The following is a 13,125-nucleotide window of genomic DNA, read 5'->3' on the forward strand; positions in this document are numbered from 1 at the left end:
ATGACTGGTGAAATTAACAAAAGAAATGCTTGATAAAGTAAGAGATATAGAGGGATTTCCTATTGGGAAAGATGAAGATATAATAGAACTTTCTGATCCGCCTTATTATACTGCATGCCCAAATCCTTTTATAAGTGAATTCATTGAAAAATACGGGAAACCTTATGTTGAAGAAAAGGATGATTACAATTGTGAACCCTATACGGCAGATGTATCTGAAGGGAAAAATGATCCTATATACAATGCCCATTCGTATCACACAAAGGTGCCTCACAAAGCGATCATGAGATATATACTTCATTATACAAAACCGGGAGATATCGTGTTTGATGGGTTTTGTGGAACTGGTATGACAGGGGTTGCTGCACAGATGTGTGGCAACCCTGACCCTGAGTTTAAGGCTAAAGTGGAAAATGAGTTTAAAAAAGAGGGTAAAAAGGTAGAATGGGGAGCAAGAAGAGCCATTCTTGGGGATTTATCTCCTGCTGCTACTTTTATAGCTTACAATTACAATACTCCTGTTGATGTAGAAGAATTTAAAAAAGAGGCAGAGAGAATACTGAAGGAAGTAGAAAAAGAATGTGGGTGGATGTATAAAACCATACATACTGTAGAAGGTGTACCACAACGGGATGTGGAAGGTAATGTTATAAAAGGAAAAATAAATTATACTGTGTGGTCAGATGTGTTTATATGTCCTAACTGCAGCAATGAAATAGTTTTTTGGGATGCTGCGGTAGACAAAGAGGATGGAAAAGTTCTGGATGAATTTAAATGTCCTCACTGTGGTGCAAAATTAACCAAAACAAGTCTTGAGAGGGCGTGGAGGACTGTTTATGATAAGGCTATTGGTGAAACAATAAAACAGGCAAAACAAGTACCTGTTCTTATTAATTATACAGTAGGTAAGCAGAGGTATGAAAAAGAGCCTGACAAATTTGATTTGGAACTTATACAGAAAATTGAAGAGATGGATATACCCTATTGGTATCCAACAGATAGAATGCCTGAAGGGGAGGAATCGAGAAGGAACGATAAAATTGGCATAACACATGTACATCATTTTTATACTAAGAGGAATTTATGGGTTTTGAGTGCGTTATATAATTACAAAATTATGCCTAAATTTTATTGGATTATAAATAGTGTACAAAATTATATTAACAAAAAGCAATCTTTTAAAGGAGGTGGCGGTGGTGTAACTGGTACTCTATACATACCATCTTTAGTAGAAGAAAAAAATGTATTAAATGTTTTGAAGAGAAAATTAGATAAAATTGGCTTAATACGTGGTATACTTGCTAATTTTAAAAATGTAAATTATATTACAACACAATCAACAGTTTCATTAAAACAGTTTAGTGATAATTCGATTGACTACATTTTCACAGACCCGCCTTTTGGTGATAATCTCATGTACAGTGAACTTAATTTTTTATGGGAGGCATGGCTTAAAGTATTTACAAACAATAAAACAGAAGCTATTATAAATAAAGTTCAGAGAAAAGGGCTTCATGAATATCAAGAGCTTATGGAGAAAGCTTTTTCAGAGATGTACAGGATATTAAAGCCGGGAAGATGGATGACTGTGGAATTTCACAATTCCAAAAATGCTGTATGGAATGCAATACAGGAGGCAATTTTAAAAGCTGGATTTGTCATAGCAAATGTTAGAACTTTAGATAAAAAGCAAGGAAGTTTTAAGCAAGTTACTACGACAACTGCTGTAAAACAAGACCTTATAATATCAGCTTACAAGCCTAAAGAAGGGTTTATAAAAAGGTTTTTGAAAGAAGCTGGAACGGAAGAGGGAGTATGGGATTTTATAAGACAGCATTTAGAAAAACTGCCTGTTGTTATAGAGACAAATGGAAAACTTGATATAATACCAGAAAGACAGGAATATTTACTTTATGATAGTATGATTGCATTTCATATACAAAAAGGAGCTTCTATTCCAATGAGCGCTGCTGAGTTTTATGAGGGGTTGAAAAAGAGGTTTATAGAGAGGGATGGAATGTACTTTTTACCGGATCAGGCGGCTATTTATGATACGAAAAGGCTCAAATTAGAACTTAATGAGCAGCTTGCCTTTATAATACAGGATGAAAAAACAGCAATACAGTGGTTGAAATATAAGCTTTTAAATAAACCTATGACATATCAGGAAATACAGCCTATGTTTTTAGAGGAGTTAAAGCAGCTAAGATATGAAAAATTGCCAGAGCTTTTGGATTTACTACAGGAAAACTTTTTGCAAGATGAGGCAGGCAGATGGTATGTGCCAGATGCAAATAAGCAGGCAGACCTTGAAAAACTGAGGGAAAAAAGATTACTTAAAGAATTTGAGGAATATAAAAATGTTACGGGGCGTCTTAAAGTTTTTAGGACAGAAGCTATAAGAGCTGGTTTCAAAAATTGCTGGAAAAACAAAGATTATGAAACGATTGTAAAAATAGGCGAAAAGCTACCTGAAAATGTGCTGCAAGAGGACCAAACTTTACTCATGTATTATGATAATGCAGTGACAAGGTTAGGTGGTTGATTTGTTCAAAGTTGGAGATTGGGTTTTTGATATTGATAAAAAAAGAGCAATGAAAATAATTGATGTATTTGAGCTGTGGGGTTATGTGTCTTACAGCATATATGACCCGATTGAAAAGGTGACCTATACTGTGTCAGATAAAAGGCTTGTAAGTACAGAAAAGAAAAATGACTTTGACTTAAATTATTTCAAATATGTAATCATAGCTTCGCGCATTTCAAATGAACTGGCTCAGGGTTTTTTGTCTTCGATAGGCGGCAGTATTATACCACTGCCGCATCAAATGTATGCGCTAAACAGGGCACTGTCAAAGAGTACAGTAAGATATCTTTTGGCGGATGAAGTTGGTTTGGGAAAAACAATTGAGGCAGGACTTATCATAAAAGAGCTTAAAGCAAGAGGGCTTGTGAAAAGAATTTTGATTATAAGTCCTAAAGGGCTTATAACTCAATGGCATGATGAGTTAGAATTAAAGTTTAATGAAGATTTTAAAATTATACTTCCTCAGGATTTTGAAGTTTTGAAGAGAATTTATGGAGAGGGAAATATATGGGATAAGTTTCCACAAGTTATAACTTCATTGGATTCAGTAAAACCTGTTGAAAAGAGACAGGGGTGGACGAAAGAGCGCATTAAAGAATTTAATAAAGAAAGAATGGAAAACCTCGTTATGGCTGGATGGGATATAATCGTTGTAGATGAAGCTCACCGCTTGGCAGGTTCGAGCAGCGATGTAGCAAGGCACAAACTTGGAATTGAGTTGTCGAAAGCGAGTCCTTATCTCTTATTATTGACAGCAACACCTCATCAAGGGAAAACAGATTCGTTTTTGAGGCTTATGAGACTTATTGATAAAGAAGCATTTCCTAATGAGAAAGCTATTGTAAGAGAGCAAGTTGCTCCATATATTATTCGTACGGAAAAAAGAGAAGCTGTTGATAGAGATGGCAATCCGCTTTTTAAGAAAAGGATAACGAAAACGGTGAATATATCATGGGAAATAAAGCATAGTTTACAAAGGGAACTTTATGAGAAAGTTACGAAGTATGTAGCTGAGGGATATAACAGAGCTAAAAAGGAAAAAAGATATTATATTGGGTTTTTGATGGTTCTTATGCAAAGGTTAGTCACAAGCAGTACCCATGCTATAAAAGTTAATTTAGAAAATAGGCTTGAGTTTTTAAAAAATGAGGTCGTAGGAGTAGAATCTATTGAAGAAGATATGTTTTTTGAATATGACGCACAAAAGGTATTAGATGAATTGCTAAAAATAAAATCTCTTGATATAAAAAAAGAAATAGATGAGTTAGAGGAACTTTTAAGATTGGCGAAGCAAGCTGAAAGTCAATATATTGATGCAAAAGCAGAGGTGCTTATAGATTTTATTGATCAGCTTTCAATGGAGTATAAAAATAGTCAAAAATTTATTGTTTTTACAGAATTTTTAGCTACACAGCAATATTTGAAGGATTTTCTTGAAAGTAAAGGATATAAAGTAGCTATATTAAATGGTTCTATGTCTATGGAAGAAAGAGATGCTTCATTGAAAGAGTTTAAAAATTACAAAGATGTTTTGATTTCGACTGATGCTGGTGGAGAGGGTTTAAATCTACAATTTTGCAATATTGTTATAAATTATGACTTGCCATGGAATCCTATGAAAATAGAACAGAGGATAGGTAGGGTTGATAGAATAGGGCAGGAACGAGATGTATTGGTTTTAAATTTTATGCTGAAGGATACGGTTGAGTTTAGAGTGAGGGAAGTTTTGGAAGAAAAATTAAGAGTGATTTATGAGCAGTTTGGTGTTGATAAGATGGGTGATATACTTGACTCTGTACAGTCAGAGATGGATTTTACGGAGCTTTATATGAGAAGCATTGAGATGCCTGAAGATATAGAGTATAACGTAAGTATTATGGAAGATAAAATAAAGGAAAAGGCAGAGCAAATAAATAGGATAAAAGGATTGTTGAGAGAAGAGAAGGAACTTGATTTAAATGTAGTAAGTAAAATTAGTGGGTTACCGATTAATGAGTGGATTAGGGATATGTATATAAATAAAATGGCTGCTGAAGGGGTAGAAATTTCTATTGATATGTTGGATGAAAATTTGATTTCGTTGAATAATGAAGAAATTAAAAATATGATAAAAAATTTGCCTGTATATATAAAAAGTAGCAAGATACCGATTTTATATTTAAAAGATGTTTCAAATGAAGAAGGATATTGGTCTTTATGGGAAATTAGCATTAATGGAGATTCTGAGAAGTTTAGACATGTCTTTCCCGTTTTTTTAAACAAGGATAAAAAAGTAAGAATTGCTTCTGCAAATCTGATGTGGGATATTTTTTTGAAGAATGAAAAAGAAGTAATTTTCAAGGGGTATAAATCAATTGATGAGAAAATGTATGATTTTATACATGATACTGCAAAAAATATAGCTTATGATTATTTTGAGAAAATAAAGAAGAATTATTTTGAGAATTTACTTAAGGAAAAAGAGCGATATGAATACGCTTTTAAGTTAAGAAAAGAAGCTATTTTAAGGATAGGGCTTGAGGCTGTAAGGCGTCGGAGACTTGTGGAATTAGAAAATGAGGAAAGAAGATGGAAAGAAGAAATTGAAAAGTCTATGGATATATTGCCCATGTTAAAGCCTTTGTACATTGTGTATTTGGAGTGAGTCTCTATGATTAAGGATTATATCAGAGATAAATTATCTTTAGAAGGTTCTAATCTTATATTGCTGGAGGATAAAGATGACATTTTAAATGAAGAAAGTATTATAGAGATGCTGCATAAGGATGAATATGAGGTATATAATTATCAGGAACCGGATAGTTTTAGGTTTTATTATGAATTAAATTATAGAAAATTTTATGATTCTTTTGTAGAACCTAATAAGAAATTTATACTTAAGTGTAAAGAAATAAATGAAATTCCTTATGATATACAGACAGTTTTTCATCATGTGTCCATATCATTGAAAGAAATTTTCCCAAAACTTGATTATGCTGTTTTAAAAGAATTGGGTACGGACTTTTTGGGGAAAATTTATGAGGCATATCAGTTATACGATGGAAATGTGTTGGGGGAAAATGGGACAAAAGATTATGTGATGAAGGCTGTTTTTGGAATTATTCCAGAACACATAAATAATTTAAATGAGCTTGTAAAGACATTTTTACGACTGTATTACAAAAATATGGAACTACCTAAGGTGCTTTCTGATTATTTGGAGTATAAATTAAAGCAGAAAGAGAATTTGAAAGATGTACCTTTAAATGAAATTTTATCAGGAAAGGATAGATTTTTTAGATTTGTAAGGGTACAATGGAAGAATTATATCAATGATTTAATAGAAGGGACGCATAATGCCAAAATTGATTTTAGTGACTATGACATTAGGGCATATCTTGATAATATTTTTTATGAAAAATATATTGAACCTATAGAAGTGGAAAATATTGAAAGGCTTCCCAAATGGACGTATGTTGGAATTTTGTATGATGAGAATGAAAGGTATTTGAAAGAATATAGAAAAATGATAGAAAAAATAAAGGAGTTGTTGAGTTTTAGTAAGTCGTATAGGGATTGGATGAATTTGTCTTCTTTATGGGCAGAGGTTTTGAACATTTTTTATAGTAAAAAACTTGCTTTAAATGAGAATGAATTTAATGAGATAAGTAAGTTGATTGAAAACAGTTTTATGGAATGGGTTGTTTTGAATTATAGCAATCTCACTTCAATTTCTTATGTAAATGGACCTGTAATGGTTCATCAAATTCCATGGTATTTGAATTATATTATGAAAAAACAAAAATATGATAGGATAGCACTTTTGGTTTTCGATGGTATGTCGGTAGATAATTGGTATTTGATAAGAAGATATTTGAATAAAAATGCTCTGTGGAATATTGAAGAGAAAAAGTCTTTTGCATGGATCCCAACTTTGACATCCATTTCAAGGCAGGCAATTTTCTCTGGTGATATACCTTTATATTTTAAAGATACGATTTTTTCTACAAATTACGAAGAAAAACGATGGAAAAAGTTTTGGATGAATCAAGGATATAAAGGTGATGATGTTTTTTACATAAAAAATGTTATGGAGTTCAATAAAAGAGAAATAAATGATATAATAAATAACCGTAATGCGAAGATAGTAGGTATTGTTGTCAATATTATAGATGAACTAATACATAGTGCGATTTTATCAATTGAAGGATTATATCAAAACATACAGTTATGGCTTGAAAAGAGTAGGATGGAGGATTTTTTAAAAAAATTGATTTCTAAAGGATATGAGATTTTTATAGCTTCAGATCACGGAAATATTGCATCAATAGGCAAAGGGAAATTAAATGAAGGGCTTCTTGTTGAAAAAGCTGGAGAAAGGGTAAGGATATATGAGAGTGGAATAGATTATGGGAGAAGTTTATATGATGATAAATCTTTTAAATGGATTGGTTTTGGTCTTCCTAAGGAATACAATTTTATAATATGTAAAGAAAATAATGCTTTTGGTGCTCAAGGAGAACAGATGATAAGTCACGGTGGTATTTCAATTGAAGAAGTTATAGTTCCATTTGTGCACATAAGTCATATTTAAGGAGAGGGAGAAAATAGGATGAAAAAAGTAGGTTTTGCTAGAAGAATAAAACTTGAATGGCTTGATAAAGTTGTAGAATTTTATAAAAATGAAAAAGATGTTAAAAAAATAAAGGACGAGTTAGATGCGTTTTTAGTGGATCAAGTAAAAAGTAAGGTAAATAGAGGAAAAAGTATAGATGTTTTAATAAGTAGTTGGGTAGATGTTCCGGAGGAATTTAAATATCTGAGAGACAAAGCAGTGGTATTATTTGATAAGGTGTCTGAAGGAGAAAAAAAGTTTATTCATTGGTTTATGCTTATATCAGCTTTTCCTTTATTTAGTGATATTAGCACTGTTATAGGTAAGTTATTGAGTATTCAAGAAGAGTTTAAGTTAGATACTGTAAGACAGAGAATATTTGAAATATGGGGAGAAAGAAGTACAGTTAAATTTAGTACGGATAAAATAATCTCTTCAATGGTAGAATGGGGAGTTTTATCAAAAGCACAAAAACCAGGTATATATAAGAAAGCTAACACGATTGAAATAAAGAATAAAGAATTGAAACTTTTATTTTTGGAAGTATATCTTAAGTCAAATAAGAAGTCATTCATAAGTTACGCTGAAATTGATAAATTGTATGTAATATTTCCATTTGAATTGTCTTTTGAGTTAGGGGATTTTTATGATTCACCGGTTTTAAATGTGAATAAAATGGGGGATAATACGGTAATTGTTATTTAGGATAGGAAGGGATGAATATGAGCGATATACACATTGTATTGAAATATAACGATAATCTATATAGAGTTGATACAATTAAAGAACATGAGGATGTTATTAAAGATAAAGGTAAAGTTATATGGGGTATAATAAAACCTAGCGATGGTAGTCCTGGAGTAGATAGAGGAAAAATTAAACTTATAAATGAACAAATAAAAAAAGGTATTGAAACTAAAGCCTTTTTTTATACACAAGGTCGAATAACGGCTGTAGGACTAATTACAAAAATGATAGATAGAGAAGAAATGAAAAACAGTATTTATCTTGATTTGATTCCGGAATATTATAGAAAAGATATAAATAGATGTGTTGCTGGTGTTGAATTAAGTTCAATGATTAAATTGGAAGATGATACTTTTGAAAGAGCTAACCTTTATCGCTTTGGTACAGAGTTTGGTAGTGTAAGCTATGCTAATCGTGTAAATCCAATGTATGTTTCAGAAAGGACTCCTCGATCATATTTTTTTAAAAATTATGAGAAAAATATAGTTAATTTGGAAGTAATAAATAAAGAAGTAGCTTATGATAAAGTAAATACTAATGAAATAGTGTATAACGTCAAAGATGAACTTGATTACATAAAAAGTTACATAAAAAATCATGGGTTTAGCTACAATGATAAGTTAATAGAAAATTTTTATTTATCTTTGAAGTCAAAGCCATTTTTAATTCTTGCTGGTATTTCAGGTACAGGGAAAAGCAAACTTGCAAGACTTTTTGCGGAGGCTATAGGTTGCAATACCAAGAATGGACGATTTATGTTGGTACCTGTAAGACCTGACTGGTCAGATTCTACGGAATTATTAGGTTACAAAGATATGCATAATAAATTTCATCCTGGAGTTTTAACAAATTTTATAAAAAGGGCTATAAACGATATAAATAGACCTTACTTTTTTGTATTGGATGAAATGAACCTTGCACGTGTAGAGCATTATTTCAGCGATATTCTTTCAATTATAGAGTCACGAAAAAAGGATGGCGATAGAATTGTTACAGATCCCCTTTTGAACAAAGAACTGTTAGATGAAGATTCTTTCCATGAATATGGCAATTTGTACATACCTGAAAATTTATATTTCATTGGCACTGTTAATATGGATGAGACTACGTTTCCCTTTAGCAAAAAAGTGCTTGATAGAGCAAATGTTATTGAGTTTTCTGATGTAAACCTCGATTATTTTGTTGGAGATATCGAAGAAATTACTGAAAAAGTATTAAACAATAGTTTTTTGAAGAGTGAATTTTTAACATTAAATGATTGTCTTGATTATAGGGAAATTATTGATGATGTGATTTTGGTTTTAAAAAAAATTAAGGTTAGTTGTATAATTAAATGCAACAGATAAAAGAATAGAAACCATAGTGAAAATCGTGTATGATATAGGTGTCAACTAAACATCATACAAGGAGGATTTTCACTATGGTTCATAATAATGATACCACAAAAAAGCGTTCTTTTAAACACTTAAGTAGCTATGAACGAGGAGAAATCTATGCATTACTCAAAGAAGGAAGAAGTATTCGGTATATTGCTAAAAAACTTAATCGATCTCCAAGCACTATAAGCCGTGAAATTAAACGTGGAACTACTACACAACTTAGAAGTGATTTATCTTCTTATACAAGCTATTTTCCTGAAACCGGTCAAGCTATCTACGAAAAAAATCGTTCAAATTGCGGAGCTAAATTTAAAGTAGCTAAAGCAGAAGATTTCTTGAAATATGCTGAAAATAAAATATTAAATGAAAAATGGTCACCAGATGCAGTTGTAGGTTATTGTAAAAAAGACCCAAGCTGGAATAATAAAACTATTGTTTGTACTAAAACACTGTACAACTATATAGATAGAGGATTATTAAAAGTTAAAAACATTGATTTACCTTTAAAACTACGTTTAAAACCAAGAAAGAAACAAAATCGTAAAAATAAACGTATTATGGGTAAAAGTATTGATTTTAGGCCTAAAGAAGTTGAAAGCCGTGAAGTTTTTGGGCATTGGGAAATAGATACGTTAATTGGCAAGAAATCTAATGACAAGGTCCTTTTAACATTAATAGAGCGTAAGACTCGCCATGAAATAATATTCTTATTAGATGCAAAAGACAATAAATCTGTTAAAGATGCATTATCAAAATTAAAAGATATGTTTGGTGACAATTTAAGCAAGGTCTTTAAAACAATAACATCTGATAATGGTACAGAGTTTAGTGATTTAGAAAGTGCTCTTTTAGAATATGGCGTAGAAGTATATTATACACATCCATATTCATCTTGGGAAAGAGCTACAAATGAACGACATAATGGTCTTATACGACGTTTCATCCCTAAAGGTAAAAGTATTAAAGATTTATCTATAGATACGATAAAGAGAGTAGAAAACTGGCTTAATAACCTTCCACGAAAATTGTTAAATTACAAAACGCCTAAGGAATACTTTTATGAAGAGCTGGCAAAAATCTGTTAAGCCCATCCATTATAAAGTTTAGAGCTCGTTCGTGATTTGTCAAGGGCAGGCTTCGCCTGACTTTAACCCTTGACAAATCACGACCTTCGCTCAACTTGTTAACTAAGATGGGCTTAAGGTTATATATGATTTGTTCCAAATCCTATATCTACATGATTTTCATTAGGTGTTGCATTTAATATTGCAATTTATATAAAAAAAATTAATGATGTTCTAAGAGAAGGAAATTTGCATTTTGGTTATAGGGTGAGAGATGAAATAAGTTTTTATATGATATACAATGAGTTAAATGGTTTAATGGATTTTGATGAAGCGATGGATTTAGAAATATTGCAAAAGATTTTGCCCAGGATACACGGAAGCAGTATCAGTATAAAGAAAATACTTGTCGAATTATTTAAAATATGTTCTGGCAATTATGAAGCCAAGTATGAATATGAGGATATGGATGTTAGTGATAAGATGCTTAAAGATATGGATAATTGTGTATATCCAAGGTCAGCAGAAAAAATTATTTATATGGTAAGGAGATATGAAGAAGATGGATTTACGTCATACTGGCTCTGATGTTGACCTGCTTTATATATCTACTCCGAAATTTGATTTTTCAATAAAAGGCAATCCCTATCATCCTAATGTTGGAGCTTTAAATATCAATGAAAACGTAAGGGCAAAAATATATATCTCGTGTACAGAATATACTGCTAAAATTTATTCGCCAATAGAGGATAAGTTGGTGTCATATACGGGGGATAGTTATCCTCTTTTTTATGAACAGCAAAATTATGAAATTGTGATTGAGAAAAAAACTGATGATGAGGTGTCATTTTGGCATGAGAATATAAATATTAGGAACAAAGTACGTTTTGTAGGTGCTTCCAAAAGAGTATTATCAGGTATTATTAATTTTAAAAATGATATTGGATATTCAGAGCTTATTATGCTAGTTAATAATCGAGAATATCTAAAGGTAACTATTGAGGTTTTTCCTTCTAAAATTGACTATCAAAAGGATTATTATGCTCTTTTACAAGATATTAACAATGAATTATACAATCTTATATTTGATTTTTATAAAAGGACATACTTTTATAGCATGACTAAAAACAAGGTAGGAAATAGTCTTACTGAATTTTTTGCGATTATAAATCAAGTGTTTGATAAGTTAAATAAATCGATCGTGATTGTGCTAAATATGCCCCATCATGTATTAAACTTGGATTCGGCAAGTGAATTTACGAAATGCCCAAATAGAGCCATTTGAGGGCTAAATTAAGTGAAAAATTTTTTACAAAAAATATATGGAGATTCCCCTTTTTCTGATAAAATTTAAGTGTCAAACAAAAACATTAACAGAAAGGAGAATCTCCATAATATGAGTTTAACACTTAATCTTACAAAAGAAAAGGGGTTTTCAAAATATATTTTGCCAGCAACTTTTGATAATTTTACAGTATCAAACAATGTAACTTTCACCTATATCCAAGCATTTAAAGAAAAAATCGGCTTTAATAAAATTCTTTCAAGCATATTATCCTTTAAAAAAGCACCAAATGCTGTTTTTCAACCAGCCGAGATTATTGACTTTATGATTGATTCTGTAATTCAAGGGAATACCCGCTTTCTTCACATGGACCAACTAAGATATGATAATGCATACACAGAAATTAAAGGGCATAAAGTTCCCAGCGAAAAAGTATGCAGAGACTTAATTAAAGCTTTGCCTGAAAGTTCTCTTGAAGAATTAAGACTTATTAACAAGACTTTGCTTTCCTTGCAATCTAAAGGAACGAAACGTGAAGTCATTATGAATTTTGATGATACAGTTTGTACTATATTTGGAGAGCAGGAAGGTGCTTCAGTAGGTTATAATCCAAGGTACCATGGTCGACCATCTTTCAAAGAGAAAATCGGCATTATTGCTAATACTGATGAACTTGTTAATGTTACTCTTGAAGAAGGTAAACATCACACAAATCATGGTTTCTTAGATTTTGTAAAATCTTGCGAAGAACAGCTTCCTGAAAATTGGATAATTAAGCGAGTACGCGTTGACCGTGGAGCATTTGACTACGATAATATGCTGTATTTTGAATCTAAAGGTTATGAATATGTAATGAAAGCTAAAAATCAGGCATGGATCAGATGCTTTATAGACTATGTCAATCAAAGAGAACACCTTTATCCTTGGACTGAAATAGATAAAACCTTTAGTGTAAATGAAATATATGCAAAAATGCCTAAATGGGATAAAGTACGCAGAATTGTGATTATACGCAAAAAACTGCCACAGCCCAAAACAGGGCAGATTTGTATGGATATAGACGAATTCAAATATGAATATCAAGCTATAGTAACAAATATTGAGTACATGACACCTGAAGAAATATTTCATGAATACAACCAACGCTGCGACATTGAAAACAAAATAGATGAACTAAAAGAAGGATTTGCTTTTTCAAAAAACAGTCAAAGAAACAAATTTTGCAACGAAATATTTTTGCTTATCAAAATGATCGCTTACAATCTCCATAATTGGTTCAAAAGGACTATCTTGCCAGAGTTTATGAGTCATCATGAGATAACCACAATAAGGCGAATATTATATAATGTACCTGGTAATCTTGTTGGGAAAGGACGTTATAGGCATATACGTTATCCTAATAATCCGTTTCTTAAAACTGTGATAACGTATATACGAAAAGCACTAATGGTATTTTGCTTAACATAGTA

The 13,125-nt window shown here is 31.5% G+C and carries 9 protein-coding genes; all 9 read left to right on the plus strand.

Annotation, left to right across the window (positions count from 1 at the left end):
• Positions 1–7: 7 nt before the first annotated feature.
• The 9 genes from THEBR_RS04740 to THEBR_RS04780 all read left to right on the plus strand — a co-directional run bounded on the left by THEBR_RS04740 (position 8) and on the right by THEBR_RS04780 (position 13,123).
• Positions 8–2,545: a DNA methyltransferase gene (locus THEBR_RS04740; RefSeq protein WP_012269234.1), complete on the plus strand. Its 2,538-nt coding sequence runs from the start codon at positions 8–10 to the stop codon at positions 2,543–2,545.
• A complete protein-coding gene (locus THEBR_RS04745; RefSeq protein WP_244261806.1) occupies positions 2,538–5,231 on the plus strand; it encodes a DEAD/DEAH box helicase in 2,694 nt (897 codons plus the stop codon). Before THEBR_RS04740 ends, THEBR_RS04745 begins: the two co-directional genes overlap by 8 nt.
• A gap of 6 nt (positions 5,232–5,237) precedes the next feature.
• Positions 5,238–7,160, plus strand: a complete 1,923-nt coding sequence (pglZ, locus tag THEBR_RS04750) for a BREX-3 system phosphatase PglZ (RefSeq protein WP_012269236.1) — start codon at positions 5,238–5,240, stop codon at positions 7,158–7,160.
• An 18-nt stretch (positions 7,161–7,178) separates the two neighbouring features.
• The gene (locus THEBR_RS04755; protein WP_012269237.1) at positions 7,179–7,886 is read left to right on the plus strand and encodes a hypothetical protein; all 708 of its coding nucleotides are present in this window, start codon (positions 7,179–7,181) and stop codon (positions 7,884–7,886) included.
• 17 nt (positions 7,887–7,903) lie between these two features.
• Positions 7,904–9,274: an McrB family protein gene (locus tag THEBR_RS04760; protein WP_012269238.1), complete on the plus strand. Its 1,371-nt coding sequence runs from the start codon at positions 7,904–7,906 to the stop codon at positions 9,272–9,274.
• 74 nt (positions 9,275–9,348) lie between these two features.
• The gene (locus tag THEBR_RS04765; protein ID WP_011025138.1) at positions 9,349–10,392 is read left to right on the plus strand and encodes an IS30 family transposase; all 1,044 of its coding nucleotides are present in this window, start codon (positions 9,349–9,351) and stop codon (positions 10,390–10,392) included.
• A gap of 228 nt (positions 10,393–10,620) precedes the next feature.
• Positions 10,621–10,959: a hypothetical protein gene (locus THEBR_RS04770; protein ID WP_012269239.1), complete on the plus strand. Its 339-nt coding sequence runs from the start codon at positions 10,621–10,623 to the stop codon at positions 10,957–10,959.
• Positions 10,934–11,656, plus strand: coding sequence for a DUF2357 domain-containing protein (locus THEBR_RS04775; protein WP_012269240.1), 723 nt, complete (start codon positions 10,934–10,936; stop codon positions 11,654–11,656). The genes THEBR_RS04770 and THEBR_RS04775 overlap by 26 nt, the downstream gene beginning before the upstream one ends.
• Positions 11,657–11,767: 111 nt before the next feature.
• Positions 11,768–13,123: an IS1380-like element ISTps2 family transposase gene (locus THEBR_RS04780; protein WP_003867561.1), complete on the plus strand. Its 1,356-nt coding sequence runs from the start codon at positions 11,768–11,770 to the stop codon at positions 13,121–13,123.
• Positions 13,124–13,125 lie beyond the last annotated feature (2 nt).

Origin of the sequence: Thermoanaerobacter brockii subsp. finnii Ako-1, from assembly GCF_000175295.2 — a bacterium.
GTDB lineage: Bacteria > Bacillota > Thermoanaerobacteria > Thermoanaerobacterales > Thermoanaerobacteraceae > Thermoanaerobacter > Thermoanaerobacter pseudethanolicus.

Coding starts and splice junctions, on each gene's coding strand:
- pglZ (WP_012269236.1), top strand. CDS start 5,238: ATGATTAAGGATTATATCAGAGATAAATTATCTTTAGAAGGTTCTAAT.
- THEBR_RS04755 (WP_012269237.1), top strand. CDS start 7,179: ATGAAAAAAGTAGGTTTTGCTAGAAGAATAAAACTTGAATGGCTTGAT.
- THEBR_RS04760 (WP_012269238.1), top strand. CDS start 7,904: ATGAGCGATATACACATTGTATTGAAATATAACGATAATCTATATAGA.
- THEBR_RS04765 (WP_011025138.1), top strand. CDS start 9,349: ATGGTTCATAATAATGATACCACAAAAAAGCGTTCTTTTAAACACTTA.
- THEBR_RS04775 (WP_012269240.1), top strand. CDS start 10,934: ATGGATTTACGTCATACTGGCTCTGATGTTGACCTGCTTTATATATCT.
- THEBR_RS04780 (WP_003867561.1), top strand. CDS start 11,768: ATGAGTTTAACACTTAATCTTACAAAAGAAAAGGGGTTTTCAAAATAT.